The organism is Duganella sp. Root1480D1, from assembly GCF_001427305.1.
Taxonomy (GTDB): domain Bacteria; phylum Pseudomonadota; class Gammaproteobacteria; order Burkholderiales; family Burkholderiaceae_D; genus Rugamonas.
The window spans coordinates 161,007-184,501 of record NZ_LMFZ01000002.1; the positions used below are offsets into that span (position 1 = coordinate 161,007).

At 64.0% G+C, this 23,495-nt stretch carries 25 protein-coding genes; 10 read left to right on the forward strand and 15 right to left on the reverse strand.

Features of this window, described 5'->3' with window-relative positions:
• Window positions 1-5 precede the first annotated feature (5 nt).
• Window positions 6-425 (reverse strand): type II toxin-antitoxin system VapC family toxin, encoded by a 420-nt coding sequence (locus ASD58_RS04175; RefSeq protein ID WP_229209890.1) that lies wholly within the window; start codon window positions 423-425, stop codon window positions 6-8.
• Window positions 422-664: a type II toxin-antitoxin system Phd/YefM family antitoxin gene (locus ASD58_RS04180; protein ID WP_057259845.1), complete on the reverse strand. Its 243-nt coding sequence runs from the start codon at window positions 662-664 to the stop codon at window positions 422-424. Before ASD58_RS04180 ends, ASD58_RS04175 begins: the two co-directional genes overlap by 4 nt.
• A 132-nt stretch (window positions 665-796) precedes the next feature.
• Here ASD58_RS04180 and ASD58_RS04185 point away from each other — a divergent pair, with 132 nt between their 5' ends.
• Window positions 797-1,099, forward strand: coding sequence for a c-type cytochrome (locus tag ASD58_RS04185; protein WP_055929792.1), 303 nt, complete (start codon window positions 797-799; stop codon window positions 1,097-1,099).
• Window positions 1,100-1,102: 3 nt separating this feature from the next.
• On the opposite strand, the gene ASD58_RS04190 is transcribed toward ASD58_RS04185, so the two are convergent.
• Window positions 1,103-1,936: a MaoC/PaaZ C-terminal domain-containing protein gene (locus ASD58_RS04190; RefSeq protein ID WP_057259846.1), complete on the reverse strand. Its 834-nt coding sequence runs from the start codon at window positions 1,934-1,936 to the stop codon at window positions 1,103-1,105.
• Complete coding sequence (locus tag ASD58_RS31040; protein ID WP_156401146.1) at window positions 1,933-2,109, reverse strand: hypothetical protein; 177 nt, start codon at window positions 2,107-2,109, stop codon at window positions 1,933-1,935. The genes ASD58_RS04190 and ASD58_RS31040 overlap by 4 nt, the downstream gene beginning before the upstream one ends.
• A 144-nt stretch (window positions 2,110-2,253) precedes the next feature.
• Here ASD58_RS31040 and ASD58_RS04195 point away from each other — a divergent pair, with 144 nt between their 5' ends.
• Entirely contained in the window at window positions 2,254-3,135 is an 882-nt protein-coding gene (locus ASD58_RS04195; protein WP_057259847.1) for a sulfurtransferase, read from the forward strand.
• A 107-nt stretch (window positions 3,136-3,242) separates the two neighbouring features.
• Here ASD58_RS04195 and ASD58_RS04200 read toward each other — a convergent pair whose 3' ends face one another.
• Window positions 3,243-4,661: a DEAD/DEAH box helicase gene (locus tag ASD58_RS04200; RefSeq protein ID WP_057259848.1), complete on the reverse strand. Its 1,419-nt coding sequence runs from the start codon at window positions 4,659-4,661 to the stop codon at window positions 3,243-3,245.
• 118 nt (window positions 4,662-4,779) lie between these two features.
• On the opposite strand from ASD58_RS04200, the gene ASD58_RS04205 reads away from it, so the two are divergent.
• From ASD58_RS04205 to ASD58_RS04225, 5 genes are read left to right on the forward strand one after another with little or no spacing between them, the layout of a single operon-like run.
• Window positions 4,780-7,857, forward strand: coding sequence for a diguanylate cyclase (locus ASD58_RS04205; RefSeq protein WP_057259849.1), 3,078 nt, complete (start codon window positions 4,780-4,782; stop codon window positions 7,855-7,857).
• Window positions 7,858-7,862: 5 nt separating this feature from the next.
• On the forward strand, window positions 7,863-8,054 hold the full coding sequence (locus tag ASD58_RS04210; RefSeq protein ID WP_229209891.1) for an oxidoreductase-like domain-containing protein: 192 nt from the start codon (window positions 7,863-7,865) through the stop codon (window positions 8,052-8,054).
• A 10-nt stretch (window positions 8,055-8,064) separates the two neighbouring features.
• A complete protein-coding gene (locus ASD58_RS04215; protein WP_057259851.1) occupies window positions 8,065-9,333 on the forward strand; it encodes an NRAMP family divalent metal transporter in 1,269 nt (422 codons plus the stop codon).
• 5 nt (window positions 9,334-9,338) lie between these two features.
• The gene (locus tag ASD58_RS04220; RefSeq protein ID WP_057259852.1) at window positions 9,339-9,671 is read left to right on the forward strand and encodes a hypothetical protein; all 333 of its coding nucleotides are present in this window, start codon (window positions 9,339-9,341) and stop codon (window positions 9,669-9,671) included.
• A gap of 3 nt (window positions 9,672-9,674) precedes the next feature.
• The gene (locus ASD58_RS04225) at window positions 9,675-10,481 is read left to right on the forward strand and encodes an ABC transporter substrate-binding protein (protein ID WP_057259853.1); all 807 of its coding nucleotides are present in this window, start codon (window positions 9,675-9,677) and stop codon (window positions 10,479-10,481) included.
• Here ASD58_RS04225 and ASD58_RS04230 read toward each other — a convergent pair.
• Both ASD58_RS04230 and lpxO read right to left on the reverse strand, forming a co-directional pair.
• Entirely contained in the window at window positions 10,471-11,355 is an 885-nt protein-coding gene (locus ASD58_RS04230; RefSeq protein ID WP_057259854.1) for an alpha/beta hydrolase, read from the reverse strand. The two genes, ASD58_RS04225 and ASD58_RS04230, sit on opposite strands and share 11 nt — an antisense overlap.
• 34 nt (window positions 11,356-11,389) lie before the next feature.
• Complete coding sequence (gene lpxO, locus ASD58_RS04235) at window positions 11,390-12,289, reverse strand: lipid A hydroxylase LpxO (RefSeq protein WP_057259855.1); 900 nt, start codon at window positions 12,287-12,289, stop codon at window positions 11,390-11,392.
• A 100-nt stretch (window positions 12,290-12,389) separates the two neighbouring features.
• Between lpxO and ASD58_RS04240 the strand changes: the two genes are divergently transcribed.
• Window positions 12,390-13,226, forward strand: a complete 837-nt coding sequence (locus ASD58_RS04240; protein WP_057259856.1) for a class I SAM-dependent methyltransferase — start codon at window positions 12,390-12,392, stop codon at window positions 13,224-13,226.
• 10 nt (window positions 13,227-13,236) lie between these two features.
• On the opposite strand, the gene ASD58_RS04245 is transcribed toward ASD58_RS04240, so the two are convergent.
• Complete coding sequence (locus tag ASD58_RS04245; protein WP_057259857.1) at window positions 13,237-14,223, reverse strand: alpha/beta fold hydrolase; 987 nt, start codon at window positions 14,221-14,223, stop codon at window positions 13,237-13,239.
• 115 nt (window positions 14,224-14,338) lie between these two features.
• Between ASD58_RS04245 and ASD58_RS04250 the strand changes: the two genes are divergently transcribed.
• Window positions 14,339-15,181, forward strand: coding sequence for a helix-turn-helix domain-containing protein (locus ASD58_RS04250; protein ID WP_057259858.1), 843 nt, complete (start codon window positions 14,339-14,341; stop codon window positions 15,179-15,181).
• Between the two features lie 185 nt (window positions 15,182-15,366).
• Here the strand turns inward: ASD58_RS04250 and ASD58_RS04255 are convergent, their stop codons facing one another.
• The 7 genes from ASD58_RS04255 to ASD58_RS04285 form a co-directional block, all read right to left on the reverse strand.
• Complete coding sequence (locus tag ASD58_RS04255; RefSeq protein WP_156401147.1) at window positions 15,367-16,092, reverse strand: PEP-CTERM sorting domain-containing protein; 726 nt, start codon at window positions 16,090-16,092, stop codon at window positions 15,367-15,369.
• Window positions 16,089-16,823: a PEP-CTERM sorting domain-containing protein gene (locus tag ASD58_RS31780; RefSeq protein WP_082565209.1), complete on the reverse strand. Its 735-nt coding sequence runs from the start codon at window positions 16,821-16,823 to the stop codon at window positions 16,089-16,091. The genes ASD58_RS04255 and ASD58_RS31780 overlap by 4 nt, the downstream gene beginning before the upstream one ends.
• 84 nt (window positions 16,824-16,907) lie before the next feature.
• Window positions 16,908-17,789 (reverse strand): SMP-30/gluconolactonase/LRE family protein, encoded by an 882-nt coding sequence (locus ASD58_RS04265; protein ID WP_057259931.1) that lies wholly within the window; start codon window positions 17,787-17,789, stop codon window positions 16,908-16,910.
• Complete coding sequence (locus tag ASD58_RS04270; protein WP_057259861.1) at window positions 17,789-19,201, reverse strand: MFS transporter; 1,413 nt, start codon at window positions 19,199-19,201, stop codon at window positions 17,789-17,791. Before ASD58_RS04270 ends, ASD58_RS04265 begins: the two co-directional genes overlap by 1 nt.
• A 51-nt stretch (window positions 19,202-19,252) precedes the next feature.
• Window positions 19,253-20,833, reverse strand: coding sequence for an aldehyde dehydrogenase (NADP(+)) (locus ASD58_RS04275; protein WP_057259862.1), 1,581 nt, complete (start codon window positions 20,831-20,833; stop codon window positions 19,253-19,255).
• On the reverse strand, window positions 20,833-21,744 hold the full coding sequence (kdgD, locus tag ASD58_RS04280) for a 5-dehydro-4-deoxyglucarate dehydratase (RefSeq protein WP_057259932.1): 912 nt from the start codon (window positions 21,742-21,744) through the stop codon (window positions 20,833-20,835). The genes ASD58_RS04275 and kdgD overlap by 1 nt, the downstream gene beginning before the upstream one ends.
• 118 nt (window positions 21,745-21,862) lie before the next feature.
• Window positions 21,863-22,594 (reverse strand): FadR/GntR family transcriptional regulator, encoded by a 732-nt coding sequence (locus tag ASD58_RS04285; RefSeq protein ID WP_082565222.1) that lies wholly within the window; start codon window positions 22,592-22,594, stop codon window positions 21,863-21,865.
• Window positions 22,595-22,734: 140 nt separating this feature from the next.
• On the opposite strand from ASD58_RS04285, the gene ASD58_RS04290 reads away from it, so the two are divergent.
• Complete coding sequence (locus ASD58_RS04290) at window positions 22,735-23,436, forward strand: FadR/GntR family transcriptional regulator (protein ID WP_057259864.1); 702 nt, start codon at window positions 22,735-22,737, stop codon at window positions 23,434-23,436.
• The last annotated feature ends 59 nt before the right edge of the window (window positions 23,437-23,495 follow it).

Consider the following 23,495-nt stretch of genomic DNA (forward strand, 5'->3'; position numbering starts at 1 on the left):
CGCTCCTATTCCACTAGCTGCACGCCCGCCTGCCGCGCGGCTTGCGCCAGTTGGCGCTCAAAGGTCGCCAGGGCAGCCCCTTGGCGCAGGGCCAGGTCAAGATAGCAGGCGTCATAAGCGGTGAGCCCGATGGCTTGGCCGCGCATGAAGGCCTGCCTTCCCTGCAGGCCGGGCTCAGTCCTGTCGGTCGTAATTGGCAAGCAATAAAGATGATGCAGGAAGTTGACCGCCTGTGCCTCCAACAAGAGCGCGCGCCGCAGCCCGACAAGCAAGCCGTTTGCCACTTCCAGATGCCAAAGCGGTGGTACCTGGAACTGCCAGGCGCGTGAAGGTTCAAGCAGCCGGTCGGCAAGTAGCCGCTCTTGCGGCGAAGTCCTCTCAAAAATCCAGGCCAATGCCATGGACGCGTCAAGCACGACGTTCACTCTCGGCCCTCACGGATCATGGCCGCGATTTCGGCGTCGGCTATGCCCTTAACCTTTGGAAGTTTGCGTAATGCTTCCATGGCGAGCCTGGCATCGGCCAAGGGACTTGCTTGCGATGGAACAAGATCCGCCACCGGTTTGCCGCGGACCGAAATCGTATACCGCTGGCCTTCGCTGACGCCTCGCAACAACTCTGAAAATCTTGCCTTTGCGTCAAATGCGCCGACTTCTTTGTACATGAGGCGCCTCCTGGTGAACTAGATTGCTGGCTAGTTCAGTATAGGACGCGCCATAATTGCTTACAAATGAGCCTGCCACGGCCGCATGGCGCGGCTAGAATCAGCGTTACCAATCCACCCTTGGAGATGAAGATGAAAATTGTTGCTGCTGCCCTGCTGATGACCGCCTCGCTGGCGGCCTATGCGGAAGAACCTGAGCAGTTGGCTAAATCGAAGAGCTGCTTCGCCTGCCACGCCATGGCCAAGAAGCTGGTTGGGCCATCGTTCAAGGACGTCGCGGCGAAATACAAAAACGACAAGGGCGCCGAAGATAAACTGATCCTGAAGGTGTTGCAGGGCGGCTCCGGCGTCTGGGGCGCTGTGCCGATGCCGCCTAACCAGGTGACCGACGCCGAAGCGCATCAGCTGGTGCGCTGGGTGCTGGCGCAGAAGTAAGCGCTAACCGGGGCAGCCTTCCACCGCCAGTTTGCCCGCGGCCCAAACCTGGTAGCCGCCGGCCGGCTCGATCAGCCGCAATTCAGCTTTCGCCCCGAGCGGAATCGGCGCCTTGAAGCGGGCAGAAATCGCGGTCAGGCGCCGCCCTTCCCGCTGTTCCAGCAAAGCACAGGCTTTGGCGACGGTGTGCATGCCGTGAATGATCGGCTGTTTCATGCCAAGCAGGCGGGCCGACCATCGCCACAAGTGGATCGGGTTCCAGTCGCCCGATACCGATGCATACCGGCGTCCCGCATCCGCCGCAAGTGACCACTCACCCGCCGGCTGCCCAGCCTCCTGGGTAGCGTGGTCGCCAGGCTGCGGCCCACCGTCGGCGCGGCGCTTGCCGCGCACCGCGAGGTAACGGCTGCGGCATTCAAATACGCCCTGCCCCGATTGGCTGCCTGTTGTCAGCAGTTCGCAATAGCGTGCGCCGTTCGCAGCGGCCGGCTCGATGACCACCTGCGTTGCGAGTTCCATCGGCAGCGCGCGGTCAGCTTGCCGCAATTCGCGGATATCGTTCGCCACATGGATCATGCCCACCAGGCGGAAGGGGAAGACGTCCTCCAGCATCGTCGCCATATGCGCGCGCTGGGCGGGCAGGTAATAGAACGAAACAGGCAAGGCGTCCGCCGCAAATCCCAGCAAGGCGTTGTAGCGCGCCAGTTGGCCGGCATCGAGGCGTTCGAGCAGGTAGCGCGATGTGATCGCTGACGAAGGCTGCGCAGCCCGCGCGCCCTTGAACAGCGCGCGCAACAGCATCGCGGGACCGGCGGCAGGAAGCGGCAATGGCGTCATGCAGGCTTGCGGATACGGAAAGTGTTCTTGCTGATCAGGTGATCGCCATTCTGATGGACGCGCTCCACCATTTCTTTCGCAGCCAAGCCATCGGTTTCGCAACCGCCCTTCGAATACGCCACGGCACGCGTCAGGAAATCGATGCCGGGATTGGGTGCTCCACTATCTTTCATTGAATCGACCTTTCTGTCTTGCATCACTTGATAGCAATTATTCCAGACCATTTAACCATTTGGCAATCCCTGCCTATTATTTGGGCATTCCGCCGAGTGCGGCTATAATGTTGGCTGTTCCGGATTCAATCGATTACCAATCCCATGCAAGCAACCATTGAAAACGCGCCTGCAACGCCCGGCGCGGCACCAGCCGTTTACGTCAACATCGCGGCCTACAAATTCATCACGCTCGAGCAGCTGGACGAACTGCGCCCGCAATACCAGGACATCTGCGCCCGCCTGGGCCTGAGGGGCACCATCCTGCTGACCCCGGAAGGCATCAATATGTTCCTGTCCGGCACCCGCGCCAATATCGACGAGTACCTGGCCTGGGTGCGCAGCGACGCGCGCCTGGCGGACCTGGAAGTGAAGGAAAGCCTGTCGGCCGAGCAGTCGCACCGCCGCATGCTGGTGCGCATCAAGAAAGAAATCATCACCATGCGTCATCCGCTGATCCGTCCGGAAGACGGCCGCGCACCGCATGTGCAAGCCAAAGACCTGAAGCGCTGGCTGGACCAGGGCCACGACGACAACGGCAAGCCGGTCGTCATGGTGGAAACCCGCAACGACTATGAAGTGGACGTGGGCACCTTCAACAACACCGTCGACTACCGCCTGACCAAGTTCACCGAATTCCCGGAAATCATCGAGAAGCACAAGGCTGACTTTGAAGGCAAGACCGTGGTCACCTTCTGCACCGGCGGCATCCGCTGCGAGAAAGCCGCGATCCACATGCAGAACATCGGCTACGACAATGTGTACCAGCTTGAAGGCGGCATCCTGAAGTACTTCGAGGAAGTCGGCGGCGCCCACTACACCGGCGATTGCTTCGTGTTCGACTACCGCACTGCGCTGAACCCGCAGCTCGAGCCGACCGAAACCAAGCAGTGCTTCGCCTGCCGCGCCGTGGTGACCCCGCGCCAGCAACTGGCACCTGAGTATGTGCCGGGAGTGTCGTGCCCGTCCTGTTTCGGCAAGCATTGAGCCAGTGAACGGCACCTGCGAGAACCGGTAAACCGGTGTCCGACCCGCAGGGTCAGACACCAACGTCCACGAAAAAAAGGCCCGTGTTCAACGGGCCTTTTTTCGTCTTAGCCTTTCGGCAGTCCGCCCAGCAGGGCGGCAACCTTCTGCTTCGGCTTGGCCGGCGCCGCAGGAGCGGCGCCAACCGCGACGCCATTGCTGCGGGCCGGCTCATACGGCTTCAGGAACCATGGGTCGACTTTTTCGCGGCGCGGCGGCGGGGCGCCTTCGCGGCGCTCGCCGCTGCGCGGTGCGCGGTCGCTCTGGGTACGGTCGCGGCGGCGGTCGCCGTGGCGCTCATCGCTGCGGAAGCCGCCCGGCACGAAACCTTCCAGTGTGCCGCGCGGGACGGTCTGCTTGATCAGCTTTTCGATGTCGGTCAACAGGCGTTCATCCTTGTCCGAGTAGATCGAAATCGCGTCGCCGGAAGCCCCGGCGCGACCGGTGCGGCCGATGCGGTGCACATAGTCCTCCGCGTTGTACGGCAGGTCGAAGTTGATCACGCACGGCAGGTCCGAAATATCCAGGCCGCGCGCCGCCACGTCGGTGGCGACCAGCACATCGATCTCGCCTTTCTTGAAAGCGTCCAGCGCCTGCATGCGCTCCTGCTGCGTCTTGTCGCCGTGGATGGCGGCGGCCTTCATGCCTTCCGCAGCCAAACCGCGCGCCAGGCGCGAAGCGCCGATCTTGGTGTTGGAGAACACGATCACCTGCTTCAGCTCGCGCTGGCGCAGGATATGGGCGACGGCATCGCGCTTGTGATCTTCGTTGACCTTGTACACCACCTGGGTCACGCGTTCGGCGGTGGCATTGGAGCGCGCCACTTCGATCGTGATCGGGTCGGTCAGGAAGCTGGAAGCCAGCTTCTTGATCTCCGGCGAGAAGGTGGCCGAGAACATCAGGTTCTGGCGCTTCTTCGGCAGCAGGTTGATGATGCGCTGCAGGTCGGGCAGGAAGCCCATGTCCAGCATGCGGTCGGCTTCGTCCATGACCAGCATCTGCACCTGGCCCAGCGAAATATTTTTCTGCTCAACGTGGTCCAGCAGGCGGCCAGGAGTGGCGATCACGATTTCCACGCCGCTGCGCAGCTTTTCGGTCTGCGGCTTCATGTCCATGCCGCCGAAGACCACGGTGGAACGCAGCGGGGTGTGCTTGCAATAGGCTGCGACGTTTTCCGCCACCTGCACGGCCAGTTCGCGGGTCGGCGCGAGCACCAGGGCGCGCACCGGGTGGCGCGCAGGGCTCATCGATGAATTCGCGTGGGCCAGCAGCAGCTGGATGATCGGCAGGGAAAAACTGGCCGTCTTGCCGGTACCGGTCTGGGCAGCACCCATCACGTCTCGGCCCTGCAACAGGATCGGGATCGCTTTCGCCTGGATCGGCGTCGGGTGCACGTAACCCTGGTCGGTCAGTGCGCGCAGGATTTCCGGCGCCAAGCCGAAATCGGCGAACTTTACTTGCTCAGGGATATTCTCAATGTCAGACATACAATTCTTTAATTAACAGCGGCCAACCCCGCATGATACCCGAGAACTGTGGCAAAGCGCATGGATTGGGGCTCCGGAGCGGAAATTATTGCCGAGATGGAAGCTATAATGTAACTAAATGAATGCTATCAACGCTCGCGGCTGGCACCTGAGCCGCTTTATTTTGCTGATCGTCCTGGCAGGCAGCCTGTTTGCGGCTGCCGCCCAGGCTGCCGCCCCTTCCTTGCGCTTCCGCAAGCTCGGGCCGCTGGGTAATGATGAACCGTCAATGTTATCGCTGCTGCAAGACAAGCGCGGTTTCATGTGGATCGGCACCCAATCGAACGGCCTGTACCGCTACGACGGCTACCGCGTCACCAAATACCGCAGCAAGGGGGGCGATCTGCGCAAGCTGCCGCATGACCGGGTGGCGGCGCTGTTTGAGGATGGGCATGGACGGCTGTGGGCCGGCACCCAGGACGGCCTGGCGCGCTTCAACCCCGAAACCAATGATTTCACCGCCTTCGTGGCAAGCAATGCGCCAAACAATGGCCGCATCATCCGCGCCATCGTATCGGATGGAAAAGACGGCATGTGGCTGGCGACCTGGGGCGGGCTGCAGCACTTTGACCCGGGCAGCGGCAAATTCACCATCCACCTGCACGATCCGGCCCGTCCGGGCAGCCTGGGCGGCAACGACCTGAACGCGCTGGCGGTCGACGACAAGGGCGGCGTCTGGGCCGCCACCTGGCCCGGCGGCCTGGACTACCTGCCAGCCGGTGCCAGCGAATTCGAGCACCGCCGCGTGGACAAGAGCCAGGACCCGAACGCGCGCGCCAACATCGTGCGCGCCCTGCAATTCGACCGCCATGGCGTGCTGTGGATCGGCACCGAAGGCGGCGTCTGGCGCTGGGACAGCAGCAAGCCTTGGGACACGCGCGAAAGCGTGGCCGTGCCCGACAGCCGCGTCACCAGTTTCTATTTCGACCGCGACGGCACGCTGTGGGCCACCACCCTGTCGGCCGGCCTGCTGCGCTGGGACGCAGCGGCGCAGCATTTCGACCAGTACAGCCACAATAGCGACGACCCGTATTCGCTGCCGGGCGACAACCTGCGCGCCATGTTGCAGGATCGTGGCGGCATGCTGTGGATCGCTTCGTTTACCGACGGCATTGCCCTGGTCAACCTGAGCAGCAGCGGCTTCACGCGCTACCTGCCCTACCGCCTGGATGGGCGTCACGGCCGCGCCAATAATGCCTTGCTGAGTCTGGAGACTGGCCCGAACGCCACGGTCTGGGTGGGCGGCAACCTTGGCGTGGGCCTGTTCGACCCGACCAAAGGCGAGGTGCTGCGGCGCTACCAGGCCGACGGCCGGCCCGGTTCGATGAACAGCAATATCGTGTACAGCCTGTACCAGCAGCCCGGCGGCCCATTGTGGGTAGGCACGGCCAACGGCTTGAACCGCCTGGACCAGCCTGGCGGGAAGTTCACCCTGGTTCGCTTCGGCAATACCGCTAGCGACTTCATCAACTCCATCGCGCCGGGCAAGGATGGCGTGCTGTGGCTGGGCACTGGCAACAGCCTGGTGCGCTACGACACGCTGCGCGACCGCTCGCTACTGTTCTACCACGACCCGCAAAACCCGGACAGCCGCAGCGTCGGCGGCACCAGCGTGGTGCTGGAAGACAGCAAGGGCCGCGTGTGGATGGGTTCGGAATTCAACGGCGGCGGGCTCGACTTGCTGGACCCGGCTACCGGCAAGTTCCGCCACCTGCGCGCCGGCGGCCCGGAAGGCATGATCGACGACAACGTCACCTCGCTGCATGAAGACGCGCAAGGCCGGCTGTGGATCGGCACCTCGCGCGGCCTGGTGCAGCTGGAAGAAACGGCGCGCGGCGGCTTGCGCCTGCGCTCGCATGCCGCCGCCGTGCAGCACTTGAAAACGCTGTCGATCCAATCCGACGCCAAGGGCAAGATCTGGGTCAGCACGCTGGCCGGCCTGTTCCGCCTGAACCCCGGCAATGGTTCGACCCAGCTCTACACCGTGGCCGACGGCATGACCGATGGCTTCACCACCAATGCCTCGGCGCCCGGCGCCGATGGCAAGCTATACTTCGGCGGCGTGCACGGCATGACCGGCGTCGAGCCGGAACAGGTGCGCAGCGACTCGGTGCCGCCGCAGGTGGCCATCACCGACATCAAGCTGTTCAGCCACTCGCTGAGCGAAGGGCGCTTCCGCGACCAGGCCTGGCTGGAAGGACCGCTGACGGCGCCCACCGGCCTGGTACTGTCCTCGCAGGCCACCGCCTTCACCATCGAGTTTGCCGCCCTGCACTTCACCGAACCGTCGCAGAACCGCTACGCCTATCAACTGGAAGGCTTCGATCCCGACTGGCAGGAAACCGACGCCGAGCGCCGCGTGGCCACCTACACCAACCTCGACCCGGGCCGCTATGTATTCCGGGTGCGGGCCGCCAACCATCACGGCAGCTGGAGCGAACAGGCGGCCTCGCTGGATGTGACGATTACGCCACCGTTCTGGCAGACCACCTGGTTCCGCGTGGCTGCCGCAGCCATGATCCTGGGCGGGCTGTGGAGCCTGTACCATTGGCGCATCCGGCGCCTGACCCGCCTGCAGGCAGTGCTGGAGCAGCAGGTGGCCGCCCGTACCGTCGAGCTGGAAGATTCCAACCGCAAGCTCGAAGCCTTGAGCCAGACCGACGGCCTGACCGGCGTCAGCAACCGGCGCGGCTTTGACCTGGCGCTGGAAGCGGAATGGCGGCGCGCCCAGCGCACCGGCCAGCCGCTGGCGCTGTCGATGCTGGATGTGGACTACTTCAAGAAATACAATGACCGTTATGGGCACCTGGCCGGCGATGCCACGCTGCGCGCGGTGGCGCGCCTGATTACCGAGCATGGCCGGCGCAGCTCCGACCTGGTGGCGCGCTATGGCGGTGAAGAATTCGCCCTGTTGTCGGTGGCCACGGCGGGCGCCGACGCGATCGGCGTGGCACAGACCATCTGCAGCGAACTGGCACGCCTGCAGTTGCCGCACGACGCATCGCCGCTGGGCCATGTGACCATCAGTATCGGCGTAGCGGTACTGGTACCAACCGAAAACAGCCGCCCCGAACAGCTGGTGCGCCTGGCCGACGAAGCGCTGTACCGCGCCAAGCAGCGCGGCCGCAACCAGGCCTTGCTGGCGATGGACGAATGATACGCATGGACACGCAAGACGACCCCAAGCCGCAACCGCCGGCCGAACCCGGCCCGGACGACTGCTGCCACAGCGGCTGCACCTGGTGCGTGCTGGACCTGTACTACGAAGACCTGGAACGCTACCGGATTGCTCTTGCCGCCTGGGAAAAACGCCATGTGAGTGCGCGAACAGAAGGGAAAGCCCGCCGCCGCTAGCATCGGGGGCATGGAACAGCAGAGCCAACAACAATCCTGGCTGGACAAGCTCGGCCCGGGCCTGATCTCGGGGGCCGCCGACGATGATCCCAGCGGCATCGCCACTTACTCCCAGGCCGGCGCGCAATTCGGCTTGGGCATGCTGTGGCTTGGGCTGTTCACTTATCCGCTGATGGTCGGCATCCAGGAAACCAGCGCCCGCATCGGCCGCACCAGCGGGCGCGGGCTGGCCGCCAATATGCGGCGCTGCTTCCCGGCCTGGATGCTGTACGCCATGGTCAGCCTGCTGCTGGTCGCCAACACCATCAACATCGCCGCCGACCTGGCCGCCATGGGCGATGCGCTGCACCTGGTGGCCGGCGGCAAGGCGCAATGGCATGCCCTGGCCTTCGGCCTGCTGTCGGTGCTGCTGCAAGTCTTCCTCCCCTACCAGCGCTATGCGCGCCTGCTGAAATGGCTGACGCTGGCGCTGCTGGCCTATGCCGCCACCGTCCTGGTGATCGACGTGCCCTGGCGCGAAGTGGCCAAGCGCACCTTCTCGCCGCATATCGAGTGGAACAAGCAATACCTGACCACCATGGTGGCGGTGTTCGGCACCACCATCAGTCCCTACCTATTCTTCTGGCAGGCCGCGCAGGAAGTAGAGGAGCTGCAGGCCGACCCGGAGGCCGAACCGCTCAAGCGCGCGCCGCGCCAGGTGCGCCCGCAATTGCGCCGTATCAAGCTCGATACCGCGATCGGCATGGGATTTTCCAACCTGGTGGCGTGGTCGATCATGCTGACCACCGCGGTCACGCTGCATGCGCACGGCATCTTCCACGTCGGTTCGTCGGCGCAGGCAGCGGCCGCATTGCGGCCGATCGCGGGCGAGCTGGCGTTTGCGCTGTTCGGCCTTGGCATCATTGGCACCGGCCTGCTGGCGATTCCCGTGCTGGCCGGTTCGGCTGCCTACGCCATGGCCGGCGCCTTCAACTGGCGCAGCAGCCTGGAACTGGAACCGCAGGCCGCGCGCAAGTTCTACGCGATCATCGCCGCCGCCACGCTGGCCGGAGTCGGCCTTGGTTTCCTGCCGCTGGATCCGATGCGGGCGCTGTTCTGGAGCGCGGTCGTCAACGGCGTGGTGGCGGTGCCGGTAATGGTGGTGACCATGCTGCTGTCGACCCGGCGCGGGGTGATGGGCCAGGTGGTCCTGTCGCGCCGGCTGCGCGTGCTGGGCTGGTCCTGTACCACAGTCATGGCCGTGGCTGTTTTGGCCATGTTCGCCAGCATGGTAAGCTAGCGCGCATGAACAAACGACACTTCCTGCTGGCCCTTGCTGCCGCAATCGCCCTCCCCGCCCTGCCTGCGCTGGCCGCCGAGCCGCGCCCGTTCCCGCCGAACGCCAAGCGCGGCAAGATGAGCTTCGGTTATGTTCCCGACATCGCCATCGACGGCAAGCTGCGCCAGCTCTCGCCGGCCGCACGCATCTACAGCGATGAAAACCTGACCGTGGTGCCTGCATCGCTGGCGGAGCAGACCTTCATCGTCAACTACACCGAAGACATGGATGGCAATGTCAACCTTGTCTGGATCCTGACGCCGGAAGAAGCACGCCTGCCGGCCCCCAACCAGCGCTGACCCATGCCGCGGCGCCGCCTTGCCCTCGCCCTGCTGCTTGCCGTGGCGCCGGCCGGCGCCGACACCATCGTCAAGGCCTATAACAGTTACCGCGGGCCGCCCTACGTCGATGGCAAGGGCGGCCTGGCATCCGAACTGGTGCGCTATGTGAACCTCAAGCTGGAAGGACGCTACACGCTGCAACTGGTGTCGCTGCAGCGCCGCCAGCTCAACCAGTTGATGGAGGCATCAGCCGGCTTCGACGGCGTGGCGCTGTTCCTGTCGCCAGCCTTCATTGGCGACGTGCCGCGCAAGCGTTTTCACTGGAGCCCGCCCTTCCTGGACGACAGCAATGCCATCGTGTCGCGCATCGATAACCCGGTACGCTACGAAGGCCCCGCTTCATTGGTCGGACTGCGCTTTGCAGGCATCTACGGCAACCGCTATCCCGGCATCGACGAATATGTCGGCAAGAGCCTGGTGCGCACCAATGCGCCCGATGCCATGAGCAACCTGCGCAAGCTGGTGGCCGGCCAGGCTGATTTCACCGTGATGCCACGCAGCTCGTTCCGCTACCTGCGGCGCCAGATGGACAGGGAAAAGCTGCCCGTGGGCCAATTGCAAGTGGGCGACAAGCCCTTCAGCCAGTTCGGCCGCCATTTCGTGCTGGCGCATGATGCGGGAAAGCTGGCAGCAGAACTGGACAAGATCGCAGCCGCCATGCCTTGTGACCGCGCGTGGCGCAGCATTGCGCTGCACTACCAATTTACCGTCCCTGACGCTGCCGCTTGCCGCCGAAACGCCACGCCACGCGAAACTGCTAGGCCTTGACCAGGCTGTCGATAAAAGCTTGCACCGCGCTGGTGTAGGCACTATCGGAGCCGAGCTGCAGGTTGATTTCGCGGTGGCTCCTGGCCTGTTCCAGTACTTCGGCGCGGCTGCCGCTGTCACGCAGGCGCTGCGCGAAATCGTGGGCCTGGCGGCAGGAACTGTCACGCTGGCTGGAACACACCAGCAGCATCGGTTGCGCGCCCGGTTGCAGCGCGTGGGCCGGCGACACTTTGCGCCAGAAGGCCGGATCACTGCCAAACGCTTCGTCGTACAAGCGCATGTGGCGGTGCTCCATGATCTCCGGCACATCCAGTGCGCCGCTATCGAGGGCGATGGTGCCGAGCCAGCGGCTGCCGGCCGCCAGCGACGGCTGGGCCGACAGCAGCGCCACCAGGTGCGCGCCTGCCGAATGCCCCATCAGGATGAAGCGGCGCGGGTCGCCGCCCCAGCTGGCGGCCTTGCCTTGGGCGGCAGCCAGCGCCAGCGCCACGTCTTGTGCCTGCGCCAGCGGATCGGCATCGGGCAACATGCGGTAATTGATCGAGATGACCAGGTAGCCGCGGCCGGTGAAATAAGGCACCTTGTTCTCCACCACGGCTGTTTCAGCCTTGCCGCCGGTACGCCAGCCGCCGCCGTGCACCATGAAGATGACCGGCGCATTGGCCGCCGCCTGCGCGGGCAGGTAGACGTCGAAGCGCTGGCGCGGATCGCTGCCGTAGGGGATGTCGCGCAAGGCTTTGCCAGGGACGGCGTCACGCGCGTTGCGTGCCGCCTGCCGTTCCAGCAGCCGGTCGCGCAAGGGACCGGCGTTGGCGGCGGGAGTGGTGGCGCCCAGCACAATGGCCAGGACGCCGGCGGGGATTCGGTGCCGCATGCTGCCTCCTTTTAGCGAGGCAACGCGGGCTGCCTCAGATGTAATAGATTGCTGCTGCTGCGCCGATGATAAGGCCAAACTTGGTGACCTTGTAGACGGTCTTGTTCCAGGCCTTGAAGGCACGGCGGTACTTGCCGGCGTAGAAGGACACGCGGAACAGCTTCGACACCAGGCCGACCTGGTCGCCCTGCTCGTTGGGCGAAGCGGCGGCAGTCATCATGGTACGGCCGAGGAAGCGGTTGATTGCCTGCGCCCAGCGATAGCGCATCGGGCGTTCCACGTCGCAGAACAGGATGATGCGGTCGCTCTCGGAACCGTTGATGGCCCAGTGGATATAGGTTTCGTCAAAGATCACGCCCTGGCCGTCACGCCAGCTATGGCGCTCGCCATCGACGTCGATGAAGCAGCGGTCGTCGTTCGGCGTGGCCAGGCCCAGGTGGTAGCGCAGCGAACCGGCGAACGGGTCGCGGTGGGGATTGAGCTTGCCGCCCGGCGGCAGTTCGGCAAACATGGCGGCCTTCACCGACGGGATCGCAGCCAGCAGCGCATAGGTCTGCGGGCACAGTTCCTGCGCCGATGGATGGCTGGCGTTGTACCACTTCAGGTAAAAACGCTTCCAGCCGTTCTTGAAGAAGGAGTTGAAGCCGGCGTCGTCGTTCTTTTCCGAAGCCTTGATCTTCTGCAGGCGCAGCAGGTTTTCCGCCTCGGCGCGGATCACTTGCCAGTTGTCTTCCAGCGATTTCAGTTCCTTGAAGGTGTCAACCGGCAGGTATGGCGTGGATGGCACGCGCGAAAACCAGTGCATGAAGATATTGATCGGGGCCATGAACGACGAGTGGTCGAACAGTTGACGGCCGATCGGGAGACGTACCTTGCCACGGAAGTGGATATGCAGCACGGACAGGAGGTAAAAACCGACAACAGCCCATTTCATTGCGAAACCTCGGAAAGATCCAAACCTGCGATTCTACCGCAGTCTGCAAAGTGAGTATTTGTGAATATCGCAACAATGTAAGCATGCTATCGTGGCGCGCATGACTTGTATTATTTGCTACGCCCCATTGAAGACCGGCCTCTCAGGCTGGCATCGTACCTGCCCTGGCTGCGCCTACGAAGGCGCAGCCCATGCATCCGCACACGCCGCCGTCGACGAAGACCTGCGCGAAGCGTCCCTCAATTCACTGCGCCAGGAAAACTGCTGCACCATCGTCGCCCTTACCCGCCAGTTCGCGGCGCCGCGCGCCAACACCCTGCTAGACGTGGGTAGCGCCCATGGCTGGTTCCTGGAAGCGGCATCGCGCGCTTTCGATGTGCTGGGCGTGGAGCCCGATGAAGTGCTGGCGCGACAAGCCGCGGCGCGCGGACTGCCGGTGCGCATTGGCTACTTCCCGCAAGCGCTGGCTGAGGAGGAACAGTTCGACATTATCGTGCTGAACGAAGTGATCGAACATATTCCCGACATCCGTGCCGCCCTGCGCGACTGCCACCAGCGCCTGGCGCCGGACGGTACCCTGGTGCTCAACCTGCCGAGCAGCCGCGGGCTGTGCTACCGGCTGTCCAAGCTGTTCGCCCGCTTCGGCCTGCACGGCCCGTTCGACCGGCTGTGGCAGAAGGGCATGCCATCGCCGCACGTGCATTACTTTAATCCGGCCAATCTCACCAGGCTGGTGGAGCGCGAAGGTTTCAGCCTGCGCCACAGCACCGAACTGGCTGCAGTGAAGAAGGAAGGCATGTGGCGCTGGATGACGGTGTTCGGCCAGATCCATCCGCTCAAGTCGCCGCTGCGCTACCTTGGCATGCGCTGGGTGGTGCTGCCGCTGATGCGGCTCTTCCCCAGCGATGTCATGGTTTGCATCTACCGCAAGCGCTAGGCGCTGGTCGTCAGGCGCTGCGCCACAGCGCCAGCGCTTCCTGCGCCACCAGTTCCGGACGCTCCTCCGGCCAGAACAATTTGCTTCCTTCGATGCGGCGCACGCCCTTGCTGTTGCCGAAAGCCTGCTCAAGATAGTCGGCGCCGCGCAGCGGGAAGATTTCGTCCGCCATGCCCCACAACACGCGCACCGGCGCCGTGCTGGCTTTCAGGGCCGGCTTGATGCCGTGCAGGGCGTTGCGTTCCAGCGCAGTGATGTAACCGTGCAGGCGCTGCGGGTTGTCGACCAGCGGGCGCAGGTAGGTTTCAAAGACTTCGTCCGCCAGTGCGGCTGGGCGGGCGTAGCAGATGCCGCCCAAACCTTCGGCGGAACGGGCCTTTTCCTTGTCGGCCAGCCAGGGCGCCAGCCACTCCTGCGCGAACCTGCCTCGCTTGGCCAGGTCGATCACCGGCAGCATGGCCGGCGGCGGGCAGTCGAGTTCCGTGTCGCAGTTCGCCAGCAGCAGGCTGCGCACGCGCTCCGGGTGCAGCACGAGGAATAACTGGGCCACGGCGCCGCCGCTGTCGCTGGCAACCACGTCGACCTGTTCGATCCCCAGTTTGTCGAGCAGTTCGGCCAGCATGGCGACCTGGCCTTCCGGATCGAGCCTGGCTCCAGGCACCGGCTCGCTGTGGCCAAGGCCGAGGAAGTCGGGCGCGATGCAGCGGCGATGCGGCGCCAGGCGTGCTACCGCGCCACGCCATTGGAAGCTGTTCAGCGGCAGGCCATGCAGGAACAGCGCCGCCTGCGGGCCGCGGCCGCGCTCCACCACCGCCACGCGTCCGGCGCTGGTTGCAACGAAGCGCCGCGCAGCCTGCCAGCGCCTGGCATCGCGCGCCGCCTCGGCCCTCAATGCCGCATCGTGCGGCGTCAATCCGAGGCCGGCAAACGCCGACCCAGCCGATGCGGTGAGCGCGGCGGCGGCAAAACCCAATTTCAGAAAATCACGGCGGATCATATTCCTCTCCTTGCAGGCAGGTTTCGATGGGATGCATGATCGGTCCGCACAAGACACGAAGCAATGACCTCCGAGGTCATGGAAGCGCAGCACAAAACCTTGTTAATATCGCCACATGAACGCAAACCCGACTCCGATCGCCCATGTCGGCGCCCTGCTGCGCGAGTGGCGCTCCGCCCGCCGCCTGAGCCAGATGGACCTGGCGCTGGACGCCGGCCTCTCGACGCGCCATTTGAGCTGCATTGAAACCGGCAAGGCCCAGCCCAGCCGCGACGTCCTGGCGCGCATCGCCGACACGCTGGAGATGACCCTGCGCGACCGCAACTCGCTGCTGGTGGCGGCTGGCTACGCCCCGCGCTACACGGAATCCGCCCTGGCCAACCCGGAGCTGGCGCCGATGCGGCGCGCAATCGACGCGATGCTGAAGCAGCAGGAACCCTACCCTGCCTTCCTGATGAACCGCCACTGGGATATCGTGCTTGCCAACGACGCCGCCATCCGCATGAACCGCTGGCTGCTGGGCGGCCGCGACAGCCCGCACCGCAACATTCTGCGCCACGCCTTCGACCCGCAGGACTTGCGCGCGGTACTGGTGAACTGGGAAGAAATCGCTGGTACCCTGCTGGCTCACCTGCACAAGCTGGTCGCAACCACGCCCAACGACGCCAAAGCACGCGCCCTGCTCGACGAAGTCCTCGCCTATCCCGGCGTGCCGGAGAAATGGCGCCAACGCGACCTGCGTGCGGTACCGGCGCCGCTGCTTGAAACCGTGTTCCAGCGGGACGGCCAGCGCGTGGCGTTCTTTTCCACCATTACCACCTTTGGCACCCCGCGCGACGTCACGCTGGAAGAACTGCACATCGAATCGTGCTTCCCAGCCGACGAGGCCAGCGCCGCGTTCTGCCGTGAACTGGCAGGGAGGGCGCCTCGGGGCAGTTCGATGGCGGCAGCTCGATAGGACCAGGCGTGCTGGCTAAGCGGGACGGCACCGCAGTCCTGCGCCAGGCAGGGTGAACGGCTACATCCAGGTTCGCGCGGAGAGCCTGGAAGCTGCGTATCGCTTCCTGGCCGGCAATCCAACTTACGAGGCAGGCGGCACGGTCGAAGTGCGCGAGCTCCTGCGCTCGTAAATTGGCGAGCGGCCTAGCTGCGCTTGCGCCTGCGCAAGCCAGCGATGGCAGCAAGGCCGACGCCAAACAGTGCAGGCGCCGCCGGTTCTGGCACTGCGGCCACGGCCAGCTTGCCTTCCCACCCGTCCCGTTCGAGTATCGTTTCATCGCCGGTCACCGGATCTAAGCGGCTGCGGTACCACTGGGACCTGTATACCAGCTCCGACGGCGTTTCCCGCCGCCAGAATTCCTCGGCCCGCGCCGGATCCATGGCGGTGTCCCAGGCCAGCCCTGTGCCCTGGAAGTGGAACTGGTAATTGGTGTAGAAGTTGTCGCTATAGCTGCCAGTTGCGTCTTCCCAGATTGCCCAGTTTCCAGTAGTGAAGCTGAAGTACCCGTGATAGCTGCCATCAGCATTCACCTGAAGGCGGGAGAACAGGCCATCGCCGGAAGGTTCAGTGCTTCCTGTCCGGCGCTGGTATTCAGCGTCTACCGGCGAACGAAAGCCCGAAGTATCCAGGTCGAACCAGCAAGACGAGTGATGCTCAGCCCCCGAAAAGCTGCTGCGGCAGGGCAGGAACGGCGTGAGGCTGGAGCGCATGGTCCCGCCAAATGGTGCCAGGACTTTGCCATCGTAAATGGTGCGCTGGTCCCTGGACATCCAATGCTCGGCGGAGTTGACGGCAAATGTGGTGACAATGCCCGCGTGTGCCGGGCCGGTCAGGATCATTATGATCGCTGGCAATGCAAGATACTTCACGCTTTCCTCCGGCGCAGCGCTGCAAGGCCAGCGAGGCCAATACCAAACAGCGCGAGTGCGGCAGGTTCAGGAACTGCTGCCGCTGCATCCTGCAGGTCCACGGTACCGTCCCAACCTTCGCTGACGAAACTCATCGACTCGCCACTCAGGGGATCAATCGTGTCGCGCACCCAATCGGTACTGAACGTCTTCTCGTACATCGTTTCCTTGTTCCACATTGCTTCTGCGAGGGATGGATCCATGGTTGTATCCCAAGCCAGGCCCTCACCGCGGAACCTGAACGTGTATTTAGTCAAGGAGCTGTTCACGTAGCTGCCGTTCGCGTCTTCCGTGAACTCGCTCATCACGAAGCCGAACGAGAAGTAACCAGAGTAGCTACCATCCTTCTTTACTTGAAGCCGGCTCGCGAGGTTTGCCGTTACCGGTGCATCGGATTCGAACCGGCTTCGATAATCCTGGAAGTACGGCGTTTCCCAGTCGGACTGGTCGGCGAAGAAACAGTTCGAGTTGTGCGTATCGCCGCTGACGCTGCTGCGGCACTTCAACAAGGGACTCAAATTGGAGCGCAGCGTACCGCCGAACGATTTCAGGACCTTGTCATCGTAGTTGAAGCCCTGGTTACTGCTGGTCCAATGCTTGGCGAAATCCACGGTGAAAGGGGTGGCGATACCGGCTTGGGCCGATCCTGCGGCCAGGGCCAGCAGCATGGCCGGCAGAGCGAGAAGTTTCATACTTTATAAGTCGAATTATCAAAATATAAAGTATGCATTAGAATTAATAAAAAGAAAACTTCCGTGAGGCAAGTTTGCAACAAATCAATTTTCTGCGCAGGGGGTCTCGGCGACGCCTTGCACGCCGGGCCGCAACAGCACGACGCTGCCCGGCCAGCCATCGCCGACGTTGCCGGGGTCAATCGATGTGACCAGCAGTGTGGACAGGTCGGGGCCACCGAAGCTGCACATCGATGGCTTGGCGAAAGGCAGCCCGATTTCGCGGTCCAGCGCACCGGCTGGCGTGTAGCGCTGCAGCAGGCCGCCGTCGTTGGCGCAGGTCCAGTAGCAGCCTTCGGCGTCTACCGCAGCGCCGTCAGGACGGCCCTTCTGCCCGCCCAGGTCGAGGAAGATGCGCTTGTTGTGTGGCGTACCGCTGGCGGTGTCGTAATCGAAGGCCCATACCATGCGCCGTTTCGGGTGCGAGTCGGACAGGTACATGGTATCTCCGCGTGGCGAAAAGGCCGTGCCGTTCTGGGTCAGCATGCCGGAGACAAAAGGCCTGGACAGCCCGTCGCCGGCGGTATAGCGGTAAAGCTGGCCGACCGCGCGTTCGGCCGCCATGTCCATGAACATGGTGCCGGCCCAGAAGCGCCCTTGCCGGTCGCAGCGGCCGTCATTGAAGCGCATGCCCTCGCCCAGCTCCGGCGCCGGCGGCGCCGCCAGGCGTTCGGCCGATACGCTGCCGTCTTCACGCAGCGAAAGGTGGAAGATGCCGGTTTCCATGCCTGCGATGAAGCCGCCGCGTGCGGCGGGCGACACGCAGGCCACCATTTCCGGCGCTTCCCAGAAGCGCGTGCCGCCACTGGAGTAATCAAGCCGCCAGATGCGGCGCGCCGGAATATCGACCCAATACCAGGCGCCTTCGCCCGCGTGCCAGGTGGGGCTCTCACCCACCATGCAATGAACGCCGCTTACCTTTTCCATCATAGGTCAGTGATTTCCTTGTGCGCCGGGACCAGCGCTTTCATGATGCACCAGGCGAGAAGGTAAGCCAGCGCGCAGAAGGTGAACATGATCATGTAGCCGGTCTGGATCTGGCCCAGCGTGCTGTAGTAGTCGAACAGTTTGCCGGCCACCTTGGTGATCAGCACGCCGCCCAGGCCACCGGCCATGCCGCCGATGCCGACCACGGATCCGACGCTATGTTTCGGGAACATGTCCGATACGGTGGTGAACAGGTTGGCCGACCAGGCCTGGTGCGCCGAGGCGCCAATGCCGATCAGGATGACCGGTACCCAGATGCCAAGATAGCCAAGCGGCTGCGCCAACAGCACCGCCAAAGGGAAGAAGGCAATGGTCAGCATGGCGCGCATGCGGCCGTGATAAACGCTGGCGCCGCGGTTGATGAAGAAGGTCGGGAACCAGCCGCCGCCGATGGAACCGATCATGGTCATCGAGTACAGCACGGCGAGCGGCACCACCATTTCAGTCGCCGAAACGCCATACTGCACCGACATGAATTTCGGCAGCCAGAAGAGGAAGAACCACCACACGCCGTCGGTCAGGAATTTGCCGGCCGTGAAAGCCCAGGTCTGGCGGTAGGCCAGCAGCTTGAACCAGGATGCCTTGCGTGGCGCCGCGTCGGCGGCCGGCGCTGCCGCCGGAGCATCGGCCACATCGCTGTTGATGTACTCCAGTTCCGCGCGCGACAGGCGCTTTTGATTCGCCGGCGCATCGTAGAAATACAGCCAGAAGCCCATCCAGATAAAGCCGATTGCGCCGATGATGATGAAGGCCGATTGCCAACCCCACGCTTCGGCGATCAAAGGCACCGTGATCGGCGCAAGGATCGCGCCGATATTCGCGCCGGAGTTGAAGATGCCGGTGGCGAAGGAACGCTCCTTCTTCGGGAAGTATTCGGCGGTGGCCTTGATCGCGGCCGGGAAGTTGCCCGCTTCACCCAGCGCCAGCACGGCGCGCCCCACCATGAAGCCGGCCACCGACACCGGCACCGCGGCAATGCCGATGGCGGCCAGGGCATTCGAGAACGTCGTGCCGATTGCCACCGAATAGGCATGCAGGATCGCACCGACCGACCACACCACAATCGCCAGCACAAAGGCCCGGCGGGTTCCCATCTTGTCGATCACGCGTCCGGCAAACAACATCGAGATCGCGTAGACGAACTGGAACACGGCGGCAATGTTGGCGTAGTCGGTATTCGACCAGCCGAATTCCTTCGACAGCGAAGGCGCCAGCAGCGACAGCACCTGGCGGTCAAGGTAGTTGATCGTGGTGGCGAAGAACAGCAGGCCACAGATGGTCCAGCGGTATTTGCCGATGGCGGCGGCCGGTTCGGCTGCCAGGCCGACGGCTTGCGGGTTGGGCTGATTCATAGTTTCTTATATTCGAAAAAGGCCGGCGTCTCCTCCGGCCGTACTACTTGATCAAACTGCCGTGCGCAGCGCCCCATCCACGATGCGAGCCAGGCGCAGTGGATTATCGTCCTGCAGCGCGGCTGGCAGCAAGGCCGGCGGCACGTTCTGGTAGCTTACCGGACGCAGGAAGCGCTCGATGGCCGTGGCGCCGACGGAAGTGGAGCGGGTATCCGAGGTGGCCGGGAACGGTCCGCCGTGCACCATCGCGTGGCATACCTCGACGCCAGTCGGGAAACCATCGAACAGCACGCGGCCGGCCTTGCGCTCCAGCGTCGGCAGCAGCCTGGCAGCCAGCGGATGATCGTCGTTCTCGCAATGCACGGTGGCGGTCAACTGGCCTTCCAGGCTGGCGGCCAGGCGCAGCATCTCAGCCTCGTCGCGGCAGGCGATCAATACCGACGCCGGACCGAACACTTCTTCCTGCAGCGCGTGGCTGCCGACAAAAGTTTCTGCGTCGACGCGGAACAATGCGGCTTGCGCGGCGCAGCCGGCGCCCACCTCCTGCCCCTGGGCCAGCAGCTTGACGCCGGCGGCATCGGACAAGCGGCCAACGCCCGACTCATAAGCCTGGTGGATGCCGGCCGTCAGCATGGTGCCGGCCCCCTTCGGCTGAAGCGCTGCGGCAGCTGCAGCCGCAAAGCGCTCGAAGTCCGGGTCGGCCACGCCGATCACCAGGCCCGGGTTGGTGCAGAACTGCCCCACGCCCATGGTCAGCGACTCGACGAAAGCGGCGCCCAGTGCCTCGGCGTTGGCTGCCAGTACGGCAGGCAGCATGAACACCGGGTTGATGCTGCTCATCTCTGCGTAGACCGGAATCGGTTCATGGCGTGCGGCTGCGGTGCGCATCAGGGCAGTGCCGCCCTGGCGCGAACCTGTAAAGCCGACCGCCTTGATCGATGGATTGGCCACCAGCGCCTGACCGACAACGCGGCCGTCGCCGTGGATCATGGAGAACACGCCTTCCGGCATGCCGCAATCGGCGGCGGCCTTCTGCACGGCACGCGCCACCAGCTCAGACGTGCCGGGGTGGGCCGCGTGCGCTTTCACCACGACCGGGCAGCCGGCAGCCAGCGCGGACGCAGTGTCGCCGCCCGCAACGGAAAACGCCAGCGGGAAGTTGGAGGCACCGAATACGGCGACCGGGCCGATTGCGATCTTGCGCAAGCGCAGGTCGGGACGCGGCGGTGTGCGCTGCGGCAGCGCCGAATCCAGCGTGGCGTGCTGCCAGTGGCCGTCGCGCACCACTTTTGCAAACAGGCGCAATTGGTTGACGGTACGGCCGCGCTCACCTTCCAGGCGGGCTTGCGGCAGGCCCGTCTCGGCCATGGCGCGCTCGGTCAGGGTTGCGCCCAGCGCGTCGATGTTGTTGGCAGCCGCTTCCAGGAAGGCGGCGCGCACTTCCGGCGTGGTGGCCCGGTAGGTGTCGAAAGCCTGCTCGGCCAGCGCGCACGCGCGCTCCACGTCCGCCAGTTCGGCCTGGCCAAACGCCGGCTGCAGGTTTTGCTTGGTCGCCGGGTTGAAGGCCAACTGGGTGCCGGCCGCGCCGCGCACCAGTTGCCGGCCGATGATCATTTCACCGGTAATTTGCATTATTGGGCACCTTGCTTCTTGATCAGCGCCAGCAGCATTGCGTCTTCTTCCGCGGTCAGGTCGGTCAGCGGAGCGCGCACCGGGCCGCCGGAATGGCCAACCAGGCGGGCGCCAGCCTTGACGATCGACACCGCGTAGCCTGCCTTGCGGTTGCGGATCTCCAGGTATGGCAGGAAGAATTCGTCCAGCATGCGGTCGGTTTCGGCAGTATTGCCGGCTGCAGTGGCATGGTAGAAGTCCATCGCCAGCTTCGGCACGAAGTTGAACACGGCCGAGGAATACACCGGCGTGCCCAGCGCCTTGTAAGCGCCTGCATACACTTCCGCAGTCGGCAAGCCGCCCAGGTAGGAGAAGCGGTCGCCCAGCTTGCGGTAAATCTGCACCATCAGTTCGATCTCACCCACGCCATCCTTGAAGCCGACCAGGTTCGGGCAGCGCGCCGCCAGGATGGCCAGCGAGTTGGCGTTCAGGCGGCAGTTGGCACGGTTGTACACGATCACGCCGATTTTCACGGACTCGCACACCTGGGCCACGTGTTCGATCAGGCCGTCCTGGCTTGCTTCGGTCAGGTAATGCGGCAGCAGCAGCAGGCCGTCGGCGCCCAGGCGCTCCGCTTCCTGCGCCAGCGCGATGGCCTGGCGGGTCGGGCCGCCGGTACCGGCCAGCAGCGGCACCTTGCCGCGGCAGCTTTCCACAGCGACCTTGATCACCTGCGAGTACTCGGGAGCGGTCAGCGAGAAGAACTCACCGGTGCCGCCGGCGGCGAACAGCGCGCTGGCGCCGTAAGGAGCCAGCCAGTCCAGGCGTTCGGCATAGGCTTTGGCGTTGAAGTTGCCTTCGGCGTCAAAATCGGTGATCGGGAAGGACAGCAGGCCGGACGACATGACTTTCTTGAGTTCTTGCGGGGACATGGACATCGTTGACTCCTAAGTGTGGTTTTTGCACGAATCGAGCGCGAGCTCAGTTGTATGTCATCGTATAACCTAGTTTAAATGAACGCAAGCGAAAAAATGGGGACGTACCCCATTTTTACGCCGGGTTTTCGAAACGTTGTTGTGCCTGCAGCAGGCGCTCGCGGGAATTGGAGAGGTGGGTGCGCATCGCAGCGCGGGCGGCTTCCGGGTCCTGGCGCTGGATGGCGCGGAAGATGTCTTCGTGTTCGCGGTGCACGCGCTCGAGGTAATCGGCCGGGCGATCCTGCGCCAGGTTGGCGGTGTTGACCCGGGCGCGCGGGATGATCGCCTGGCCAAGCTGGCCGAGGATGTCGACGAAGTAGCGGTTGCCGGTGGCCTTCGCGATCACCAGGTGGAAGCGGCGGTCTGCTTCCACCGAGGCGCGGCCCTGCTCCATCGCCTGCCGCATATCGGACAAGGCCTGCGCCAGTTCAGCCACCTGCTCATCGCTGCGCCGGGTAGCAGCCAGGCCGGCGGTTTCGGTTTCCATGCTGATGCGCAGCTCGAGAATGGCCAGCACGTCGCGCACGGTGACAATGCTTTCTGCATCGATGCCAAGGCCGCCGCTGTTACGCGGCTTCTCCAGCACGAAGGTGCCGATGCCGTGGCGGGTCTGCACCAGGCCCGCCGCCTGCAGGTGCGAAATCGCTTCGCGCACCACGGTACGGCTGACGCCATGCTGCTCCATGATGGCCGACTCGGTCGGCAGCTTGTCGCCGGGCTTCAGCACGCCGCTATTGATGCTGCCGCTGATTTGTTCGACCACGCCCTGGGCCAGGGTGTGTCGCTTGCGAGGGAGAATAGTCATGGCTTCATTATACATGCGAAAAAGATGTCAGACATCTTATCAGAGACATCTCCAGCATTTCCCGGCCCCGCCTTTCTTGCGAAATTGGTCGGACCAAATTAAAATCGGGCGACCAACTCCCTATAGAAGGCCCTGGCCCCATGAACAAGAAAAACGTTGCAACGGAGCCGAATCCAGCAGCCGAACAACGGCTGTACCGCGTGGTCGCCGCCAAGATCCAGGACCTGATCCGCGAAGAGAACATCAAGCCTGGCATCCGCTTGCCGGCCGAACGCGAGCTCGCGGCCAAACTCAGTGTCAGCCGCGCGTCGCTGCGCGAGGCGCTGATTGCGCTTGAGCTGTCCGGCATTGTCGAAGTGCGCGGCGGCTCCGGTGTGTATGTCAGCGAAAAGGCTTCCTCCCCCTCCGATGTAACGGAAGGCGGTCCCGGACCGTTCGAAGTGCTGGCGGCACGCCGCCTGATCGAATCCGAGGTCGCGGCAATCGCGGCGAAGATGGCGACCGATTCCGCGATCGACGCCATCCTGCGCGCCGCGGCCGAAATGGAGCAGCACCACGCCGATCGCGCCACCAATGAGCAGGCCGACCGCAACTTCCACCTGGCGATCGCGCGCGCTACCGGCAATACGGCCCTGGTGGGCGTGGTCGAAACGCTGTGGAACCAGCGCGGCACCATGTGGCACAAGCTCAAAGAGCACTTCCAGACCGAAGAACTGCGCCAGAACACACTGGACGACCATCGCAATATCGTGGCGGCCATCGCCGCCCACGATGCTGCCGGCGCACGCCAGGCCATGCGCGCCCACCTGGAACGCGTTACCAAGACCTTCTCACGCGGATGAAATATTTTGGCCTGACCGCTTGCATGTGCGGTCAGGCCAAAATAAAATGAGGCGAACTT

Coding starts and splice junctions, on each gene's coding strand:
- ASD58_RS04180 (WP_057259845.1), bottom strand. CDS start 664: ATGTACAAAGAAGTCGGCGCATTTGACGCAAAGGCAAGATTTTCAGAG.
- ASD58_RS04185 (WP_055929792.1), top strand. CDS start 797: ATGAAAATTGTTGCTGCTGCCCTGCTGATGACCGCCTCGCTGGCGGCC.
- ASD58_RS04190 (WP_057259846.1), bottom strand. CDS start 1,936: ATGACGCCATTGCCGCTTCCTGCCGCCGGTCCCGCGATGCTGTTGCGC.
- ASD58_RS31040 (WP_156401146.1), bottom strand. CDS start 2,109: ATGAAAGATAGTGGAGCACCCAATCCCGGCATCGATTTCCTGACGCGT.
- ASD58_RS04195 (WP_057259847.1), top strand. CDS start 2,254: ATGCAAGCAACCATTGAAAACGCGCCTGCAACGCCCGGCGCGGCACCA.
- ASD58_RS04200 (WP_057259848.1), bottom strand. CDS start 4,661: ATGTCTGACATTGAGAATATCCCTGAGCAAGTAAAGTTCGCCGATTTC.
- ASD58_RS04205 (WP_057259849.1), top strand. CDS start 4,780: ATGAATGCTATCAACGCTCGCGGCTGGCACCTGAGCCGCTTTATTTTG.
- ASD58_RS04210 (WP_229209891.1), top strand. CDS start 7,863: ATGGACACGCAAGACGACCCCAAGCCGCAACCGCCGGCCGAACCCGGC.
- ASD58_RS04215 (WP_057259851.1), top strand. CDS start 8,065: ATGGAACAGCAGAGCCAACAACAATCCTGGCTGGACAAGCTCGGCCCG.
- ASD58_RS04220 (WP_057259852.1), top strand. CDS start 9,339: ATGAACAAACGACACTTCCTGCTGGCCCTTGCTGCCGCAATCGCCCTC.
- ASD58_RS04225 (WP_057259853.1), top strand. CDS start 9,675: ATGCCGCGGCGCCGCCTTGCCCTCGCCCTGCTGCTTGCCGTGGCGCCG.
- ASD58_RS04230 (WP_057259854.1), bottom strand. CDS start 11,355: ATGCGGCACCGAATCCCCGCCGGCGTCCTGGCCATTGTGCTGGGCGCC.
- lpxO (WP_057259855.1), bottom strand. CDS start 12,289: ATGAAATGGGCTGTTGTCGGTTTTTACCTCCTGTCCGTGCTGCATATC.
- ASD58_RS04240 (WP_057259856.1), top strand. CDS start 12,390: ATGACTTGTATTATTTGCTACGCCCCATTGAAGACCGGCCTCTCAGGC.
- ASD58_RS04245 (WP_057259857.1), bottom strand. CDS start 14,223: ATGATCCGCCGTGATTTTCTGAAATTGGGTTTTGCCGCCGCCGCGCTC.
- ASD58_RS04250 (WP_057259858.1), top strand. CDS start 14,339: ATGAACGCAAACCCGACTCCGATCGCCCATGTCGGCGCCCTGCTGCGC.
- ASD58_RS31780 (WP_082565209.1), bottom strand. CDS start 16,823: ATGAAACTTCTCGCTCTGCCGGCCATGCTGCTGGCCCTGGCCGCAGGA.
- ASD58_RS04265 (WP_057259931.1), bottom strand. CDS start 17,789: ATGGAAAAGGTAAGCGGCGTTCATTGCATGGTGGGTGAGAGCCCCACC.
- ASD58_RS04270 (WP_057259861.1), bottom strand. CDS start 19,201: ATGAATCAGCCCAACCCGCAAGCCGTCGGCCTGGCAGCCGAACCGGCC.
- ASD58_RS04275 (WP_057259862.1), bottom strand. CDS start 20,833: ATGCAAATTACCGGTGAAATGATCATCGGCCGGCAACTGGTGCGCGGC.
- kdgD (WP_057259932.1), bottom strand. CDS start 21,744: ATGTCCCCGCAAGAACTCAAGAAAGTCATGTCGTCCGGCCTGCTGTCC.
- ASD58_RS04285 (WP_082565222.1), bottom strand. CDS start 22,594: ATGACTATTCTCCCTCGCAAGCGACACACCCTGGCCCAGGGCGTGGTC.
- ASD58_RS04290 (WP_057259864.1), top strand. CDS start 22,735: ATGAACAAGAAAAACGTTGCAACGGAGCCGAATCCAGCAGCCGAACAA.